Here is a 17949-nt window from a genome sequence, read left to right as displayed (position 1 = left end):
TTAAGGGCTTAATTTTATTGAGTTTCTAGCTGACTCGGTTTTTGCCAGATACGTAAATACTCGATTTCAAAATCTACCACACCGTCGTCTTTTTTACCTTCAGGACTATTTAGTTCTAGGTCTGCTTTACTCTCAGGGAGTCCGTTCCATGGGAAGGTTTCTTGATCAAACCATACATTGATTGGTCTGTCCGCAACATAGCCTTGGTAATTCTCGTCTACATCTCGGTTTTTTCTTGCCCAAGCTGTGACTTCCTCAGCGGTAACTTGGCTGAATAATTTACCATCTATGTAATATTTCACGCCGGTTTCATCCCACTCTATGCCATAAACGTGAAAGTCGTCTGCAACTCTAAAACCAAGATCTTTTTTCTCTGTATAGGTTGGTTTTCCTCTCACTCTTTTATCACCCCAATCACGAATCGACCACCATAGCTGACGATCAATATCTACTTTACCTTGGCCGCGGTAATCACCAAATTGCTCATAAAAATCAATTTCTAACTGAGGCCCCATAGCCCAAAAAGCACTGGATATTTCAGCATCTGCCGCTTTGCTTTTAACTTCTAAGTAACCGTATTTAAAAGACTTTCGTGCAATAATACAGGCTGTGGTTATATTGGCGTACTTCATGGGTTCACCAAATACTGGAATTTTAATTTCTTCACTAAATGGAAAATCAGGTTCCCAACGAGTTTCTAAAATTAGCTTTCCATCTTCCAACCTATGATTTCTACCTGAGAATTGTGAGGGAGCTCTACCTTTCCAAACTTTTTTATTCGGCTTGTCAGGATGCTTGTAAACGGGCTTTCCATTCTCAAATTTACCAACGATATACCATCTGTCTTCATCCAAGTGATTATCTTCAAACTCATCACTGACGACAGTATTGAGTAACCAACCGCTTTTATTGTCTGGATCGCTTAAAGGCAATATATCTGTTTTGACTAAAGTGGGGTGAGAGGTAGGAGTTGTTGAGGTTACAGCTTGTAAAGGCTGATTATTGTCTTCTGTACTGGTACAAGCGGAAAGGCTTGTCACAACAGCCAAACATGTTAGATGTCTAACTGCTTTATTTTTAAAATTATTCATCATTAACTCTTAACTTGATATCTGTAATTACATCATACCTTTATGGTGGGGTGTAATAAATATTATTTACATAAAATTCACAAAATAGCAGGCTTATTGTTAATAAGATGTTTATTTTGTTTGACACTTGATGTTTTTTATTTGTAGTATGTTTAAAAATATTTGATGTTTAGGGTTCAAGGAGGTCCCAGTACTGTAGAGAATTATATGAATAAGAAAATAAAATTATTAGGTGCTTTAAACCTATTTGTTGCGCATTCAGTTTTTGCTTTACCGGAACAACCTAGTATTGATCGTGACGTGTATATGATGGAAACACGTGATGGTGAAATCCGACCTCAGTTTACTCGGCCGACTATTCCAACCTTACAAACAACCGCTGACGGTAGAGTTGGTATTTCTCACAAATTGCAAGAAAATGGACGGGTAGCTTTTAGGTTACAAGTACCCGAAAAACTCGAACAAGCATTTGTTAACTCTGAAGTTGGGACTGGTACAGATATTTTAAGCAAACCAAATGCATTAGCGGATAGTAATGCCGTGCTATATAGCAATCAAATTCAAGGGGACGCATCTTCACACTTAGGTTTATGTGATCCGGCTTTTGATGAAACATCTAATATTAAAAATCCGATGGCATGTGGTGTAGATAATGCCGATGATTGTTATACCGTGACAATTATTCGTTCGGAAAGAGACGACAATAACGCAGATTTAAGAACCATTTTCGGCACGCCTGTCACGATTAGAGTAAGCAATCCTAAAACTGCTGATGCAGAAATTGTAGAGGTAACAGCAGGAACAGCTGTACAAGGCGCTACTTTTGAATTGAATAGTTTCTTAGAGCCAATGACTACCAGTGATGGTCGATTACTGTTTGTAAGAGTCGGCGCAGGCACTGAAATTACTTGGCGTGATAGCCAAAATGTCAGCCATACCAGTAAATCAGATAACATCTACTTTGTTAATGATAACCCTGAATCACAAACGGCTTGTGACGTGACTCAATGGGATAAGCCATATCCACTTGGACATGCGCCTTACGACACGACCATAAACCAAAGATATGGTTTTGCTATGCAGTTGTTTCGAGATACGGCAAATAATGTAATTCCAGATGGCAACCCAATAGGCACTTATCCTTGGATTGATAAAGAAGGGGATAACATCACAATTACAGCAGTTGGTACTAGCCTTTATGATACTAAAACAGGTGAATCACTTTACCCTGCAAGATGCCTTGAGTCAGTAAATGAATGTGTTGATGACTTGGATGCTCAAAATGGTTCCGCCCTTAATGGTAGGGTTATTATGGGGCTTTGGACCCGAGGTAAAATGGTTTTATTAGATAACCTAATTAACAATATAGATTTTACCTTGCACGCAGACGACGGCTCACAGCGAGAAGTGCAATTATATCAAGCAACGTCTAATTTTGATGGTTACACCCGTGTTGGTAGTGGCCGCGATAACCGTGAAGAGCTACTGCCTTTAGCTAGCTCTGGCAATACAACCTTTTTTGATAGTAATGAGCATAGGTTTAATTACTTAGAGCATATGAAACCTGTTACCCCTGCGGACGTTAGCTGGCTGGTTAGCTCTGGTAGAGGTACCACTGAAATGGCATTTGATGACTACTTAAACCCAAATAGTTTTATCAATGCAAACATGGCTCAAGTGGTTGAATTAAGAAGTAATGGCGGTAGGATAACGCTCGACGGAAAAGTCCAAAACGCAGCAACTGCGGGACGAGTTTTACCTGAAAGTAATGCAAGTTTTGCCGAACCTGAATGGAACATACCCTTATATGGTGACATATTAGGTGATGGCCGAATAGAGCCTATCGCCAAGGGTGGTATTAACGGCAAAGGTTTTTGGCTTAGCGGTAATAGCAGTGGTATCGAATTTTCGGTGCCGGCACAAACCAGAGATATCCAAGAGACAGATTGGTACTATAGTCTTTTTCTAGATATGCGAGGTAGCCAGACTGGAGATAAAACTTTAATCCGTTTCCCTGATAACTCTGAAATAAGAGTGCGTAACGCAAATCGATTAGTTTACTTTGATTCAACGGGTAACCAAGTTAGATTAATTAATACTCGCAATGTTATTCCAACCAATGCATGGACACATATTGGCATACAAGCAACTAACAATAACCGCACCATCACGACTTATATTAATGGCTTCAGAGTCAATTTATTCACTCATAGCGACAGTCTATTTGAGATGCAGCAAGGAGAGTTGACGCTTGGCCATAGTCAGACGACTGATTCATCGAATTTTATTGGCTGGATCGACGACTTTAAAGTGATGGCGGAAAGAGTGAATGTAGAAATGGCTTGTAATCACGCCAATGGTACTTTAGTTGGTTTAGACTCTGCTGCTCCTGTTGATGATACGCAATGGCATTATTGGAATGATTACGCAGATAGCATGCCTGCTGGTTCTCACAATGCAATTCGAAATACTTTGAATACTAGAAATAAGCCTAGCTACGACAAATACGTTTGTTACAGCGACTATAGTGCAGACTATGCTGCGCATTTAGCGAATATACCAGCAGGACTGCACAGTATTCGTGATTCTATTAACTTTCCGGAAGGGCCTTTACTTTGGAATGCTCCTAGACCGGATTCTAGCAATAACGCATTTTGTTTAAGCTGTCATACAGCGGGTGGGATGCAAGGTTTAGATATTGACGCGCTTACCTTAAATAATAGTTTAGATGCAGTTGATGATCCGAGACGACAACCTATGCAACCGGATGCTAAGGTATTTGGTAATATTCCCGCTAACTGGTTGGGCCAAGGCATTCCAGCAGAGCATTTTATTGCCGACCCGGTAGAAGGTTTTTCGATTGACAGGTTGGTACTCGCCAGTACAGGCGAAGACACAGATACAAGCACACCAAACCAGCCAGAAAACATTGTTAATTTATCAACTCTGGTCGGTAATAGTGGCAACTGGGTAAATGCTACAATTGGTTATGCATTAGATGATAATTCTGATAACAGTGCAGAAGAAGCCGTTACACAGGTTGGTGAAAGAGGCGCAAATTCCTCTCCGGTTTGGTTGGAATTCGATTTCGGCGCTGTGTACCAAGATATCAGTTTTACTTTAAAGGAAGATAATTCGAACCCTGAGCAAGTTTCAAGATGGAAAATCCAAACTTGGGATAACGCCAGTAATGCTTGGCTAGATGTAACTAATTGGCAAGCCAGCAGTAACCAAAACTTACAAACTTACTCAGTTACTTTTAGCGCAAGTCAGGTCCGAGTATTGCTTCAAGCTCCGAGTGGACAAACAGTCGGACTACAAGAAATAAATGCAGTTGGTGTTCGCCAGTCGCTTTAAATGTATTTTGTTGGCACCTCCCTTTGGCTTTGAGATTAACCCTCAAAGCCTTTTTTAGATTTCTCCATTAATCAGTGTTTTATTAGGGTTAACATCTTTCCTAAATGAGCTCATATTTTAGATAGAAGCTTGATCCTGATATTAAATAAGTAAGTTAGAAGTCGAACATTATTTTCGTACTTTACTGTGGAAAATAAGGTTGAATACTATCTATGCTCAACAGCTGAATAACACACTTCAATTGCCATTTTAACGGATAAATAGTATTTGTTGTTTAAATCATCTTTATCTTTAAACGTAGTATGTTTTTGTATATACTATGTTTGTCGGGTGTTTTAGAGTGAAAATTATGCAACAAGCTATCCCAAATTTAAATTACTCATGGCATATAGCACATGAACTAGGCAAATCGATTGTGAGTGGAACTTACGATCAAAGTGGTGGCCTACCAACTGAAGCCGTTTTATGTAGCGAGTTTGGCATTAGCCGAAGTGCGATGAGAGAAGCAATAAAGATGCTCTCTGCGAAAGGCATGATTATTTCTAGACCTCGGCAAGGTATTCGCATTTTACCTCAAGATCAGTGGAATATTTTTGACCGAGATGTCTTGAAATGGATTCTAGACAGCAAACCCTCTCTAACGCTCTTAAAAGAGTTTTTGCAAGTTAGGTTAGCGATTGAACCTGAGGCTGCGTCTTTAGCTGCGCAACATGCTACGCCAGAGTTAATCCAACAGATCAAACATGCTATGCGTCGATTAGAGCTGGCACATCAAGGCTTAGATGACGTACTTGAATCTGATATCGCTTTTCATGAAAGCATTTTATACGCGAGTAAAAATCGATTCTTCGTCCAGCTTCGTGAATTCGTTAAAACAGCATTAAACGTCAGTATTCGCTATACCAATTTATTAAAAGGGGTAAAAGCGGGCGACTTAGACGACCACCACAAAATATTAACTGCGATAATGGCACGTGATGCGGCCGCTGCTAGAGAAGCGACTGCGTTTATCATTCAGGAAGCTTTAATATTAATTGACGAAGCTTTAGAGTCAACGGCCTAGTTAATTTTAGACCAAGTAACTTTTTACACGATTTTGATATAGCATCAAAATTAAATCAAAAATGCACTTGGTCGTCTTCTGTTTAGTTTTCAGTGTTAAATACTAATTGCTTAAACTCTTCAATTGGGATGGGTTTACTAATTAAATAGCCTTGACCATATTGGCAGCCGAGCGTTTCTAACATATTTTTTTGTTCCTCGGTTTCTATTCCTTCAGCAACCACTTTCATCCCTAAACCTTTAGCCATACTGATTATTGAGTTGATAAGAGCAGCGTCAGCATGGTCGACTTCAATATCTCTAACAAATAACCTATCTACCTTAATTTTAGAAATATAGCTGCGGTAGTTTTTAACATAACTTAATGCTGAATAGCCTGTACCAAAGTCATCTATCGCAATTTTTACCCCTAAATTAGCGAGCTCTTCAAGCTTTTGCTTTATGTCAGTTTCATCTTCGGCCAGCATAGATCGTTCGGTGACTTCGATCTCTAATTTATTATTAGTCAGTTGGTATTTTTCTAACTGAAAGTTTAGATACTGTGTTAGGTCTTTCTGCTCAAAATCGAGAGGACAAAAATTTACCGTACCAAACAACGAAATCTTATCTGATTGCTGTTCAAATTCGGCTAAATTTTTAATTACCTCGCAAAGCACATATCTATCAATTTCAACTATGTCGCCTGTCTCTTCAGCTAAAGCAATAAATACATCAGGTCTGATAGGACCATATTCTTTGTGATTCCAACGACATAACGCTTCAAAGCCAACAATTTTGGCATCAGATATCGCAAAGATAGGCTGGAAATAAACTTGGATTTCTTTTCTTGCTAAGGCTGTTTTTAGTGCCGTTTTTAAATTAGATTTAAAAATTAGTTCTTGAGACATTTCCTCAGAGTAAAACTTAAACTGACTTTTACCTGCGAGTTTTGCTTGATACATAGCCGTATCGGCATTTGAAATCAAACTGGTCGCAGTATCACCGTCGGCTGGATACATGGCGATGCCAATGCTACAGCTGAGCGATAACCTAGTCTCAGCTATGATGTAACTTCGTTTGATTGCATTGATTAAATCATTACAGAAAGAATTTAGCTGGGCGCCAGTTAAATTAATCGCCATCATAAATTCATCACCCCCAATTCTAGAGATGATAGGGTTTTGTATAATGGAAATGTCGGTTAATCTTTTCGCAACTATCTTTAATAGCTCATCACCGACCAAATGGTAGTGTGTGTCGTTAATTTCTTTAAAGCCATCTAAATCAATAAACAAGATAGAAAAACAAGCCTTGTCTTGGATATTTTTGATTTTGTTGTTTAATAGCTCCAAACCATAGCGACGATTTGCTAGTTTTGTTAAATCGTCAAAATTAGCTTGATAAGTTAAATGCTGTTCAAACTGTTCTTTTGTGGTTAAAAAGTCTTTAGCGTTTTGTCTGAGGGTATTGAAACCATCTAATATGCTAGTTAATTCGTCCTGAATGTAGCTGGGTCTGTCTAACTGTAAGTGGATATTATCTGAATCATTTAAATCAAATTTTTGCAGACCAGTGGCTATTCTAGACAAGTGCCTTGATAAAATTGCATCTATCAGCTTAATCGTTATCAGTGCTATCACCAAAGCTGAAATCAGATAAACTAAAATGATGTTATAAACTGTATTATAGATTTGTTTATTAATCGCTGACTGGTTTAGCCAAATCTGTAATGTCCCGACATTCACTGGGCTTATTTGTTCTGATTTAAATGACAAATCCCTTTTGGTAAAAAACGAATTGCTTTTAACGCCTTCGGCATAAGTTTTACCTGAGTCGCTTATAACTTCTACTGCTGAAATATAGGGCGATTGGTTTAGCCCAGCCACTATATGCGAGACAGTTTCTTCTTTAAAGCTCCATAAAGCTTCGGACAATGAACTAATTGTTGAATTAATGTTTTCATGTACGGTTAAGGTTATTTGTTGTTTTACCTTAATAAATTGATATGCAGAAAACGCAGATGCAATAATAACAGTGATTAACAAACTGGTAGCGAATAAAGTTAATACAACTCTCGCTTTTAATGAATTAAGAGAGAGCTTATCAAGAATTTTATAATAGTATTTATACACAAATAAAGCCTGAAAAATGAGTAGCCTAAAAAACAAAAGATAAATTTATCTTGCTAGCGCAAGTTTAAATTAAGTTAACATCTTGTAACTTAATTTCAATTGATTTTAATAATTATAGACGCTTATCTTGACTAATTAAGGAAAAAACTAGGATTAGTTATGGTTTCTTTGATTAATAAGTTTAATTAACTACTTTTAAAGCATTAGGATTAATTGGTCACAGTCATAATGTTAACAACGCCTGTTGAATTTAATACTCTGGAAAGATTGAGTCGAAATTTAGGGCTGTTACAAGCGGGTTCAATTGTAACGGTTGAAATATCGACACCATCAGGGCAAAAAATCAAATTTAGAAGTATTTTTATCGGCTATTTACCTAAAAAATACGCACTAGTTCAGTTACCGGAAAGTAGTAAAATCGGTAATATTTCGCAGTATATAGTACCTGATGCCGCGGTTACGGTTCGTGGCTTACAAGAGGGACACGAAGGCTCAGTTGCTGCTTTTGTTAGCAGTATTAAACAAGTGTTAAAAATACCCTCTCGGATTATGGTGCTTAATTTTCCGCAAACCGTAAGCGTCCAAAGTTTAAGAAAAGCAGTCCGTATTGACACAGACATAGCAACGAAACTCGAAATAGCCGATAAACAACGCCATGGTATGATTACTGATATTTCCATTTCCGGCTGTCAGCTAATGATAAAAGAAGCAGCTGAAGTGGTTTTAGAAAGAGGTGATAAGTTACACTTGCTCATCGAAAATTTTATTGAAAATGAAAAGCTAGAAGTCGAATGCGTTACTTGCTCATATAAGAAAATTGGAGACGATATTTCACTGGGCTTAAAGTTTGACACCGAATCCAAAAAACAAGCGATTAAGTTAATTAACTACATTATTATTCACGAAGAGGATGAAGACTAGAGCTCTAGTTATGGATGAATCTCAAACTATTCTCAAAAGCAGAAGCATCTTCTAACTGAGCAAGTTGCTCGGTGTTTGGTAAGCAATCTAATTGAATAAATTTGAGGACTTCTGGAGCTGGATCGCAAAATAGGATATCCAACGCTAACCTATCTAAACCATACAAGCCTCTGTGTATCATATTGGCTGAAAAAATTAGCAAGTCACCAGCATCTAAGGCTATTACTTTGCCTGTGCTAAGAGGTTGATGATGCTGCTTACCGTTTTGCGATAAACGTACCTCTAGCTCTTCTGTGCTGTCCCACTTGATATGAGATTTAGGGACTAACTCTATGCCTCTTTCATTTTTTAATGCCAGTCTAAAGTGAATCACATTTGGGCCGGTTAATGCGGCTTGCTGCTCTACCAGAGATATATGATATTGAGGGTCTCTGTGCCAGTAATTTTTCTGATCTGGGTTGAGTGGATCAAAAAATAATTGTGTGTTTAAAAAGCATGGAGACTTGGGTATTAAGCTTTGTACTAATTGCATTATTTTGTTTGATGCAATCAGGTTAAACAAGGTCTCTCGGCTTGCTTCGTTTAGGTGTTGAGTCGAAGTTAAATAAGCTGAATTTACTGCGCCAGCTAGGTAAACTTCGAAATTATCTTTAAGCCAATTTTGCTGAAAATCCATGAGTTCAGTATAAATGGGCAAGCGCTCGTTCGAGTTGAAAAATTGCTTTAAAACAACATAGCCATATGCTGAATATTGTTTTTGGATATAAGTTTGAAGCTCAGACAACAAACGCATTTGGCTTAATCTTTTATCGCAAAAGTGAGTACGGTTCTCATTGGGTAGGCTTTAGGTACCAAGATACAATCCTGGTAGGTTTTTTGATAAATCCATTTACTTAATGCCGTAATGGCTGAAATGTCAAAAACCCCCTCTGGCTTAGCACTGATGACCCTTATTTGACTTGGCCGACCATTAACGACGACGTACGCAAGCTCAACCCAACCTTCAACTTTATCTTTAAAGGCGTGTTTAGGGTATCTAGGTTCAATTCTGACTAATGGCTTTATTTCGTCAGGTAAAAATGTATATGGTGCTTTATAACGATTTGGCCATTTTTCGCAGATATTTTCTGGCGTGGATCCGCAACTAGCTAATAAGCTAACACCCAGTGCAGTATAAAAAACACGCTTTATTTGTGCTAACTTCATTGGCATTAAACCTTTCTAACTAGCATGAGTAGCGAAACCTAGTTTATTCTTTGATTTTTTGCCAAAGTTCACCCGATTTTTCTTTGGTTTTTTGCCAAGCTTCTTTTGACTTTTCTTTTCCATCTTCGGCTAATTCTTTTGATTTTTCAGCCGTCACGTCTAATAATTCTGAGCCTTTTTCTTTTGCTGCTTTTAGCGCTGTGGCAGTTTTTTCTTTGGTTTTCTCGGCAAGGTCTTCTCTGTCATCTTCAGTATCTTCCCAAGCGCTTGATACATAAGATTTTACAGTTTCCCACCAAGATATTTCTTCGGCATGAGCTGGTACGGTAAATATTAAGCAAACTAAAATTAGATAGGCTTTCATGTTCGTCCTGATATATGAATTTTAAGAATGAGTATGCTTTACTCTATCACTTTTAACTGATTTTTCTATTGATTTAATTGCTTACTGCCAACCAATACGCCAACTTTGGCTGTTTTTTAAATCCCGCCAATTTATTGCGTACTCGTTTTTATTGATCACAGCTTGAATGACGCATTTGATGACATTTTTATCTTCATCAAAATCAACTTCAGTTATCACAAAGTGTTTTTCTTTATTAGCGATGACTTGCTTGGTCCATTTACTGTTGAGTAAGCTTTTAGGTGAAACCTTATTCATTAATTTAACCTTTATTTGCTATACAAAGGCGTTTAACTTGCTGCGTGAAAGTATCTATCTCAGCATCATTTGTTGCATCGATAGAGTATTTTCCGTGGAATAGCAGTGTCATAGTGACTTTGCTATTGGCTAAAAAGCAGGTATAGCCATCAAAATCGCTCCAAGCTCTCATGCCTTGAAGTAAATGATAATTATGCTGTTTTTCACCGTTTTTGCATATTATGTTGAATGCATTTAAAAATAGGTGAAGGTCTAGATTATTTTTCATATTTAACCCCAGTTATATAATTACTAATGTTAAGACAAAATTATTGATATTGACTGAGGTTATACTTAAATCCGACTAGATTAGATCTTTTATTGGTATTAACTGCAGATAAATTCTGCAGGAATCGCTTGTTGAGCCTCAAATTTTTGAATATTGGTTAAGCTGGTTTCAGCGATACATTGCAATGCTTCTTGGGTGAAAAAACCTTGGTGGCCAGTAACTAATACGTTAGGAAAAGTAAGCAGTCGCTGAAATATATCGTCTTCAATTATTTGATCTGATAGGTCTTCAAAGAATAAGTCAGCTTCTTGTTCGTAAACGTCTAGGCCTAAGTAACCGACATGTTTTTGCTTGAGTGCTGCAATGATTGCTTGGGTGTCAATTAATCCACCTCGGCTGGTGTTAATTAAGCAGACACCTTTTTTCATTTTTTGAATACTCTCTGTATTGATTAATTGGTGGGTCTGCGGGGTAAGCGGGCAGTGCAAGCTAAGAATATCAGCTTGTTGAAAAACTTGGTCAAGTGGCAGATATTCAGCGCCGATTTCATTGACTACTGGATTTGGGCTTGGGTCATAGCATACGACCTTACAACCAAATCCAATTAAGATTTTAATCGTCGCCAAGCCTATTTTACCCGTACCAATAATCCCAACCGTTTTTTGATAAAGATTAAAGCCGAGCAAGCCATCGAGCGCGAAGTTATCTTCTTTAACTCTGTTATAAGCCTTATGATATTTTCTGCTTAGGGTTAAGATTAAACCAACTGTGTGCTCTGCGACTGCTTGTGGTGAATATTCTGGGACACGGCAAACTGTGATACCTAGTTTTTTGGCGCATTCGAGATCGATATTATTAAAACCTGCACACCTAAGTGCGATTAGTTTAATGCCGTTATTTTTTAATATGTTCAGTACTTTTTCATTGGCTATATCATTTACAAAAATACAAATAGCGCTATAACCTTGAAAAAGATGGGCTGTCTCTTCGGTTAAATGAATTGGGCTATAGTCTATGGATAAATTAAACTTTTGGTTGGCTTGTTCAAAGTATTTTTGGTCGTAAGGTTTAACACTCACCATTATCATTTTAGTCATAAAAATTACTCCTATGATTTTGAGAAACAAGACAAGCTGGGCTTTTATCCTGAATTTTGACTAATAGAGCCTTTTATTTTGCCAATCTTTGTATTTTTCTTCTTTCATTTCTGAATCTAGCAATTCCCATTCTTTTCTAAATTGGATTGCGGTTCGGTAGGCGTGTAGCTGCTGGTCGGCGCTAAATTCTTTATAGCCTAACGAAAATGTTTTAATCGCAGGTTTACCATTTCGTTTAAAGCTGGCCCAATAAAATCGCTCGATTTTGTTTCGTCGTTTATCGAGTTTTTCTCTAAAGCCAACGCCATTAAAGCCACAACTAGCATCTGGCTTGGGCTTTCTTTTTCGATTAGTTTTACTGATAGGGTAGAGAGCTTTTAGCTGCCTATTTTTACTAATGGCTGCTTCAACTGCCTTATTTACACTACCCCATTGTTTGTACGAATAAAAGCCACCTAAGTCTTTACCATTTCTAACAAATCGCATTTGACAGCCAGAGCGGCTGGGGAAGCTAATGCCGAAGGTATTTTCAGTTAACTTTTGTTGCAGTTTAGGAGATAGTTTTTCTGGATAAGGCATTTAATGTGCTAAAAAGCTTTGCTAAGTATCGATAGTTACTTTCTAACACATTAAATTTATTTTTTATTGATATGCATCAAGCTGACTAGAATTGCTCCGCATATTGGTAGAGTTGCTCTAATATTTTTAGTTTTTCTGGGTTTTGGCTGTGTTGCTGCCCCAGCGTTTCTATTAATTGCATGTAGCTATTCATACTGAGGCCAAACTGGTTTGAGTCGTCTAGCAGTCTAGCTTGGCAATGCATACGCCATTGATGCATTTCTTGCTCAGTTAATGTATCTGGATAATTTCTGGCTTTTAATCTAAACCAGAGCGTTTTAAATTTTGGGTTTTCAAATACTGGCTGGAAACTATCAAACTGGTGGGGTTCTAAATCTTGAATTTGACGCATCACAGCTTGATCTGCATTACTGGCAAAGCCATCGTATAAACCAAAATCAGCATCGCTCTCGCCTTCAAAATCTATATCTTGGTATAAGCTCACCAGCTTTTCTCGAATGTCTGGATTCGCTTTTATAAAGCTTAAATTGGCTAAGCATTGCTCCCGATTTATCGCTAATCGTTCGGCATTGTCGGCAGACAAGGTTTTTGCGCTTGCCAGTACAGGGCACTTATTTAAGTGAATTAGCTTAATTGGTAATCTGTCTTCACCCGGCGCCAGCATGTCTGATGATGCAAAGAGTTTTTGTTTGATTTCGTCAACCGTTAAGTTTGCGAGCGGTTTAGGATCGAGTGCTAAATTTAATACGATAATGGCATTACTATTGGTTGGATGCCAAGCAATAGGCACTATCCAAGTACAGCAGCCGTAAACCGATTTAATTTTAGAAGAAATATGAACCAGAGGTGTCATATTATTGATGTCGATAAGCTCTGCGACCTTTCTTTTGTTTCTGAGCTCAAATAAGTAGTTGTATAGCTTAGGCTGCTTTTCTTTGATTAACCTCGCCATAGCAATTGTTGCTCTTACATCAGATACAGCATCATGTGCCTTTTCATGCGACAAACCATTGGCTTTGGTTAAGTCTTCTAACTTGAAACTAGGGCTGCCATCTTCATGTGTTGGCCAGTTAATACCTTCTGGCCTTAATGCATAACAAGCCCTGACTAAATCAATAATATCCCAACGACTATTACCGTTTTTCCATTCTCTTTCGTATGGACTAAATAGATTGCGATAGGCTGTGTAACGCGTCACCTCGTCATCGAACCGAATCGTGTTGTAGCCAACACTACAAGTATTCGGCTTACTCATTTCTGCCAAAACCTTGGTTATGAATTGATGTTCATTCATCCCTTTTTTGAATGTATGCTGCGGCGTGATTCGAGTAATTAAGCAAGCTTCTGGGTTTGGGAGATAATCAGCGGGTGGATAGCAAAAGTATTCAATAGGCTCATCGATTTCGTTTAAATCTAGATCGGTTCTAATCGCAGCAAATTGAGATGGGTGATCTTTTTTCGGGTTAACCCCAAAAGTCTCATAATCGTGCCAGAGTAGAGAAGGTTGGTTTGTACTATTCATTTATGTTCTCTTTTCTGGTTTAAGTGTTTGTTTTTAATGTATATTGTTTTAATTCTAGTTTGCATTTTTTTGTGTGCTAATTTTCATTTTTTATGGCTTTTGTGCATCAAATTGTGACCACTAATTATCAATGCCTGTGTTTGATATCTACTTGCAGAAAATTTAGTTGCTTTATAATGGCAAAGCAGAATTAACCGACAGCGGTTGGCTGCTAGAGTTATCGTCAAGGGCTTTATATTTCAATTATCGCTTTCGTTGGCTAGGTAAGCAACAAGGAATTAAAATTGGCTTAAATTCACCGCTTTGTTCGCTGAATCTAGAGAGAAAGTTAGTAGCAGACGTGACGAATGACTTTATCAACCAGTATGTCTTTTATGGTTTGAAGCAGAAGGCTCAATAGTCATACAAAACTATCTTTAATCAGTCCGACTATATGCGAAGCGTGTAACAGGTTTAATTTAATTGTTTGCAATTCAATCATGGCGCATCAATGTCGAATGTGGGAGGAGAACATCACATTAGGTTAAGTAAGTTAGCTCGTTTAAAGATCACCCAATTTTTCAAGTGGTGTTCATGGATATTTTGTTGTCATGATATCTTGCTTATTTGGGCACGTTTGTTCTTTATGCACACATTTTTGTGTTTATTTGTGCAGAACAAGCGCTTAATTTCGATTTTTTCATACAGAACATCCTGTAAGCATTTTAAGATAAAAGCCCACTTATGACCTCACTTACTTTTGTGACTTATTATGTTTGAGATATAATCAACTTCGAAATAGCCGTGCCATCATGGAGTATTATGAAATACTTTTACCTGCCCCTAATTATTGTTTATCTTCCTTTGATGGGAATGTATATCTATCAAAGAGGGAATAGAAAATATGCTGACTTTAGATGGGGTGTTAAAAACAGGATCGGTGTATGGTTTGCTATATTGTTAGCTTTGATAATACTTACAGCGAAGTTATTTTTCCCTTTCTTTGTAAACTCTATAAATATTGACTGGAATGATTATCGGGGTAGAAGTGGCGGAGAGATATACTTGTTTATCCAATGGTTGATAGCCTTAACCTTATTGATTTTCCCCCATATTATTAAGAGAGATAATTGGTCAAATAATCCTACACCTAGCCAATTTCATGATAGGTTTAATGCCCATTTGTATTGGTATGCGGGGTTAATTTTTTCAATTTTACCAATCAGTAACACATTAACACTTTTAAATTGAAACATAATACATAAGCTCTCTTATTCTTGTTTTACCAGTCACTTATCTGGATCTTAATTCATTACAAAAACTGTGGCATGAACCAATGAAGTTAAAAAGTTTGCCTCTTGTCACTGTGTTCAATACCATAACTAAAATTAAGATATTGTGTTCAAAGGAAATCATTTATGTCGATGAGTTTGTTTGTGGTTTTGGCTTTGGAAGTTGAACCTAATTCAAATACTTTAAATCTTAGCGCGAAAGAGTTTGGGTATAATATTGAGTATTCAAAAAATGTAGAACTTAAGCGCCATACAGGTTTTCTACCTGCCGTTTTGGATAATCAAAAAACTGGTGTCGAATTATATTCTTTTTTAGCTGATGAGTTACCTAATCAATTTAAAGTTTTAGTACCAACTGATTATCAGCAAGGCTTTGTATATCAATTAAAGTTTAGTGGCGATGCAATGGAAGTTAAAACCGCTTTTACGACGGCAATAATACTCAATACCAAATATAATGGCGTTGCTATTGAAGATCAGTCGGGTGCTTTATTATCAGTCGAACAATTAACTCAATCTTTGGCTTATTTTAGCTCAATGTAGTTTGTTCTGATAAAACACCACAAGTCAACTGAAGCTGATTCTTCTATATTGGTGTTGGGACTTATGATTTATATGAGCAAATATATTAACTAAATTCTGGATTCTATGCTGTTTTTAACACTACGGCATGTCTGGCGCTTGTTCGGGAACGGCTCTGAATCTGGTCCCTCGACCATAGCAGTTTTAAGGAGTGTTGAGATAATCATGAAGGCATTAAAAACCATATACTTTATATTATCTGGGTTATCACTTTTGTTGGTGATTTTCGTTATGCTGGCTCTAATCTATTCATTTAGTCCACTGGGAAAACAGGGAACAAAAGACTCTATATTTGTCCTTAATCACGGCAATATTGTAACTGAACAAGATTATCAGCTCATTTACAGCGAGCAGTCGCCACCAATATTTAATGGTGATCATCTAGATTATTACTGTCTTCAAATTGAGAGATTTGAGTTTCAGACACCTAATGAAGGAGAGTGGGTGCATGGACGAGAAGATAATCATATCTTCAGCCAAGCTAGGGAGCTAGCTGCGAGCGCAGGTAAAATTAACAAATGCTTTGAAGGCGAGTCTAATCCAGAATCACAAAACATAGCTGCCAAAATATGGTCTGTTGAAGCTAATAGGAAGCATGTTGAAGGAGCTGTGGTTATTATGTACCACGAACTGACTAAGCGAGTTTTGTATGTCAGCTTTCAAACTTAACATTGAGCTAAATTAATATTAATTTCGAGTATCTCCAGCTGATTATCGCTATTTATATTGATTTAGCGCTACAATATTCGATTGTAGCACCCAAGCTCATTGGCAAAAATAACCTAATTCGTATACAACTACAGACACTCCAATGGGTGATGGCTAACGCTATTACTCGCTTAAACGGAACTTACCAGGCGCTAAGCCAATTGACTTTTTAAAGCGTTTTGAAAAGTTGAATACATCACTATAGCCGACTTGTTCGGCAATTTGTTCTATCGACCAATCACTGTTTTTTAATAAATATTTAGCTCTTTCCATACGCAAGTCGATTAAATATTGTATTGGGCTTTGTTTAAAATGACTTTGAAATAAGCGATGTAAATGTGCCGCTGAATAATTTATTTTTTCCGCCATTTCGTGAACTTTCCACGGGTAGTGTAGGCGCTTTTCTAGTTCTTGTTTTAGTTGCCAAATACGCTGTGAATCAATGGATGTGGTATTTGGCTTATTCAAGGCTTTATTTAAATAAGCTTTTAATTGTTTCATCGCCGGTTGGCGTAAACCTGAATCAAACTCGTAATAAATTAAACTTAATAAATGATAGATTTGCTGGTTTAGATCGCAAAAAGATACGCTTGGCAAGGTTTTGATATAAGTGTCCCAATGTTTACAGCGGTCTAAATGAAACCAAACAATATCTAAACTTGGCGCTTCTAATTCCATCACAAACGGCTTGCCGGCAGGCAACGATATTAAATGACATTTCTCAACGGTTTGATGCCCTTGTTCGTTATATAACTCAACGGCGCCTGCAACGGTAAAGACAATGGCGTGCCACTCGGGATTAGAGCGCGCTACTCGGTATCTCCCCGCTAAATTTGAAACGCCAGAAACAGAGCAGTTTAGATCTTTCATTTCTGGTGTGCGTTCACCATCAACAAATCTTTCGTCGCATTGCTCGCCAATTTCAAGAATGTCCGGCCACGGGTTGTATTTATGCATAATTACCGAATTTGACTAATGATAGGAATGGATAAATATTATGATAGCCTAAACCATAACGCTTTGTGAACTTGTTGATTAAAATACCTGCAAGTTTTGAGAAATAGCTGTTAAGCAACAAACTAACAGCGGAAAATTAATTAAGTGTCTATTTAGAGGTGAACATCATGACAACTATTGAAATTATTGGCTTTACGTCAGCATTTTTAACAACTTTTTCATTTTTACCTCAGGCGATCCAAGTAATAAAAACTCGGGATACCGCCTCACTCTCACTGGCAATGTACAGTATTTTTACTATTGGGGTGGCAGGCTGGTTAGCGTATGGTTTGATTAAACAAGATATGGCAATGATAGTTGCGAACATGGTTACTTTTGTGCTCGCAGGGATAATATTAGCAATTAAGCTTTATAATGCATTTATTACAGATCGCAAATCAACAATGATAAATGCTGACAATACGACTAGAGATTTATCAGCATAAACAACAGATAAGATTAAAGTTAATCTCATGGTGTACCTGTTCTGAGGGGGATACCATGAGAGCTATCTCAA

The 17949-nt window shown here is 37.5% G+C and carries 18 protein-coding genes; 7 read left to right on the top strand and 11 right to left on the bottom strand.

Annotated elements, in window-relative coordinates:
• Positions 1-14: 14 nt before the first annotated feature.
• Positions 15-1091, bottom strand: coding sequence for a family 16 glycosylhydrolase (locus XM47_RS00290; RefSeq protein WP_149865419.1), 1077 nt, complete (start codon positions 1089-1091; stop codon positions 15-17).
• Positions 1092-1298: 207 nt separating this feature from the next.
• Here XM47_RS00290 and XM47_RS00285 point away from each other — a divergent pair, with 207 nt between their 5' ends.
• The gene (locus XM47_RS00285) at positions 1299-4448 is read left to right on the top strand and encodes a LamG-like jellyroll fold domain-containing protein (RefSeq protein ID WP_048688027.1); all 3150 of its coding nucleotides are present in this window, start codon (positions 1299-1301) and stop codon (positions 4446-4448) included.
• 349 nt (positions 4449-4797) lie between these two features.
• Positions 4798-5511 (top strand): FadR/GntR family transcriptional regulator, encoded by a 714-nt coding sequence (locus tag XM47_RS00280; protein WP_048688024.1) that lies wholly within the window; start codon positions 4798-4800, stop codon positions 5509-5511.
• An 82-nt stretch (positions 5512-5593) separates the two neighbouring features.
• On the opposite strand, the gene XM47_RS00275 is transcribed toward XM47_RS00280, so the two are convergent.
• Positions 5594-7621, bottom strand: coding sequence for a GGDEF domain-containing phosphodiesterase (locus tag XM47_RS00275; protein WP_048688022.1), 2028 nt, complete (start codon positions 7619-7621; stop codon positions 5594-5596).
• Positions 7622-7849: 228 nt separating this feature from the next.
• Here XM47_RS00275 and XM47_RS00270 point away from each other — a divergent pair, with 228 nt between their 5' ends.
• The gene (locus XM47_RS00270) at positions 7850-8542 is read left to right on the top strand and encodes a PilZ domain-containing protein (protein ID WP_048688019.1); all 693 of its coding nucleotides are present in this window, start codon (positions 7850-7852) and stop codon (positions 8540-8542) included.
• A gap of 4 nt (positions 8543-8546) precedes the next feature.
• Here XM47_RS00270 and XM47_RS00265 read toward each other — a convergent pair whose 3' ends face one another.
• The 8 genes from XM47_RS00265 to sbcB all read right to left on the bottom strand — a co-directional run bounded on the left by XM47_RS00265 (position 8547) and on the right by sbcB (position 13875).
• Positions 8547-9335 carry a phytanoyl-CoA dioxygenase family protein gene (locus tag XM47_RS00265; RefSeq protein ID WP_048688015.1) on the bottom strand — a complete coding sequence of 263 codons (789 nt, stop codon included), beginning with the start codon at positions 9333-9335 and terminating at the stop codon, positions 8547-8549.
• Positions 9336-9340: 5 nt separating this feature from the next.
• A complete protein-coding gene (locus tag XM47_RS00260) occupies positions 9341-9748 on the bottom strand; it encodes an energy transducer TonB (RefSeq protein ID WP_048688009.1) in 408 nt (135 codons plus the stop codon).
• Between the two features lie 43 nt (positions 9749-9791).
• Positions 9792-10112: a hypothetical protein gene (locus tag XM47_RS00255; protein ID WP_048688006.1), complete on the bottom strand. Its 321-nt coding sequence runs from the start codon at positions 10110-10112 to the stop codon at positions 9792-9794.
• 81 nt (positions 10113-10193) lie between these two features.
• Positions 10194-10409: a TIGR02450 family Trp-rich protein gene (locus tag XM47_RS00250; protein ID WP_048688003.1), complete on the bottom strand. Its 216-nt coding sequence runs from the start codon at positions 10407-10409 to the stop codon at positions 10194-10196.
• Between the two features lie 4 nt (positions 10410-10413).
• Entirely contained in the window at positions 10414-10677 is a 264-nt protein-coding gene (locus XM47_RS00245) for a DUF3081 family protein (protein ID WP_048688000.1), read from the bottom strand.
• A gap of 98 nt (positions 10678-10775) precedes the next feature.
• A complete protein-coding gene (locus tag XM47_RS00240; RefSeq protein WP_048687998.1) occupies positions 10776-11774 on the bottom strand; it encodes a 2-hydroxyacid dehydrogenase in 999 nt (332 codons plus the stop codon).
• A 60-nt stretch (positions 11775-11834) separates the two neighbouring features.
• Entirely contained in the window at positions 11835-12353 is a 519-nt protein-coding gene (locus tag XM47_RS00235) for a hypothetical protein (protein ID WP_053084480.1), read from the bottom strand.
• An 85-nt stretch (positions 12354-12438) separates the two neighbouring features.
• Positions 12439-13875, bottom strand: coding sequence for an exodeoxyribonuclease I (sbcB, locus tag XM47_RS00230; protein WP_048687996.1), 1437 nt, complete (start codon positions 13873-13875; stop codon positions 12439-12441).
• A gap of 801 nt (positions 13876-14676) precedes the next feature.
• Here sbcB and XM47_RS00220 point away from each other — a divergent pair.
• The 3 genes from XM47_RS00220 (at position 14677) to XM47_RS00210 (ending at position 16397) form a co-directional block, all read left to right on the top strand.
• Positions 14677-15105, top strand: coding sequence for a hypothetical protein (locus XM47_RS00220; RefSeq protein ID WP_048687989.1), 429 nt, complete (start codon positions 14677-14679; stop codon positions 15103-15105).
• A 167-nt stretch (positions 15106-15272) separates the two neighbouring features.
• Positions 15273-15689 (top strand): hypothetical protein, encoded by a 417-nt coding sequence (locus XM47_RS00215; RefSeq protein WP_048687988.1) that lies wholly within the window; start codon positions 15273-15275, stop codon positions 15687-15689.
• Between the two features lie 204 nt (positions 15690-15893).
• A complete protein-coding gene (locus XM47_RS00210) occupies positions 15894-16397 on the top strand; it encodes a hypothetical protein (RefSeq protein ID WP_048687987.1) in 504 nt (167 codons plus the stop codon).
• Between the two features lie 162 nt (positions 16398-16559).
• Here the strand turns inward: XM47_RS00210 and XM47_RS00205 are convergent, their stop codons facing one another.
• Entirely contained in the window at positions 16560-17393 is an 834-nt protein-coding gene (locus XM47_RS00205) for a helix-turn-helix transcriptional regulator (RefSeq protein ID WP_048687985.1), read from the bottom strand.
• A gap of 167 nt (positions 17394-17560) precedes the next feature.
• Here XM47_RS00205 and XM47_RS00200 point away from each other — a divergent pair, with 167 nt between their 5' ends.
• Positions 17561-17878: a SemiSWEET transporter gene (locus XM47_RS00200; protein ID WP_048687984.1), complete on the top strand. Its 318-nt coding sequence runs from the start codon at positions 17561-17563 to the stop codon at positions 17876-17878.
• The last annotated feature ends 71 nt before the right edge of the window (positions 17879-17949 follow it).

It is taken from the genome of Catenovulum maritimum, assembly GCF_001050375.1.
Taxonomy (GTDB): domain Bacteria; phylum Pseudomonadota; class Gammaproteobacteria; order Enterobacterales; family Alteromonadaceae; genus Catenovulum; species Catenovulum maritimum.
This window is presented reverse-complemented; position numbering and strand designations above follow the sequence as displayed.

Excerpts from the sequence above, each read along its gene's own strand:
- XM47_RS00290 (WP_149865419.1), bottom strand. The coding sequence starts at position 1,091 with ATGAATAATTTTAAAAATAAAGCAGTTAGACATCTAACATGTTTGGCT.
- XM47_RS00285 (WP_048688027.1), top strand. The coding sequence starts at position 1,299 with ATGAATAAGAAAATAAAATTATTAGGTGCTTTAAACCTATTTGTTGCG.
- XM47_RS00280 (WP_048688024.1), top strand. The coding sequence starts at position 4,798 with ATGCAACAAGCTATCCCAAATTTAAATTACTCATGGCATATAGCACAT.
- XM47_RS00270 (WP_048688019.1), top strand. The coding sequence starts at position 7,850 with ATGTTAACAACGCCTGTTGAATTTAATACTCTGGAAAGATTGAGTCGA.
- XM47_RS00265 (WP_048688015.1), bottom strand. The coding sequence starts at position 9,335 with ATGCGTTTGTTGTCTGAGCTTCAAACTTATATCCAAAAACAATATTCA.
- XM47_RS00260 (WP_048688009.1), bottom strand. The coding sequence starts at position 9,748 with ATGAAGTTAGCACAAATAAAGCGTGTTTTTTATACTGCACTGGGTGTT.
- XM47_RS00255 (WP_048688006.1), bottom strand. The coding sequence starts at position 10,112 with ATGAAAGCCTATCTAATTTTAGTTTGCTTAATATTTACCGTACCAGCT.
- XM47_RS00250 (WP_048688003.1), bottom strand. The coding sequence starts at position 10,409 with ATGAATAAGGTTTCACCTAAAAGCTTACTCAACAGTAAATGGACCAAG.
- XM47_RS00245 (WP_048688000.1), bottom strand. The coding sequence starts at position 10,677 with ATGAAAAATAATCTAGACCTTCACCTATTTTTAAATGCATTCAACATA.
- XM47_RS00240 (WP_048687998.1), bottom strand. The coding sequence starts at position 11,774 with ATGACTAAAATGATAATGGTGAGTGTTAAACCTTACGACCAAAAATAC.
- XM47_RS00235 (WP_053084480.1), bottom strand. The coding sequence starts at position 12,353 with ATGCCTTATCCAGAAAAACTATCTCCTAAACTGCAACAAAAGTTAACT.
- sbcB (WP_048687996.1), bottom strand. The coding sequence starts at position 13,875 with ATGAATAGTACAAACCAACCTTCTCTACTCTGGCACGATTATGAGACT.
- XM47_RS00220 (WP_048687989.1), top strand. The coding sequence starts at position 14,677 with ATGAAATACTTTTACCTGCCCCTAATTATTGTTTATCTTCCTTTGATG.
- XM47_RS00215 (WP_048687988.1), top strand. The coding sequence starts at position 15,273 with ATGTCGATGAGTTTGTTTGTGGTTTTGGCTTTGGAAGTTGAACCTAAT.
- XM47_RS00210 (WP_048687987.1), top strand. The coding sequence starts at position 15,894 with ATGAAGGCATTAAAAACCATATACTTTATATTATCTGGGTTATCACTT.
- XM47_RS00205 (WP_048687985.1), bottom strand. The coding sequence starts at position 17,393 with ATGCATAAATACAACCCGTGGCCGGACATTCTTGAAATTGGCGAGCAA.
- XM47_RS00200 (WP_048687984.1), top strand. The coding sequence starts at position 17,561 with ATGACAACTATTGAAATTATTGGCTTTACGTCAGCATTTTTAACAACT.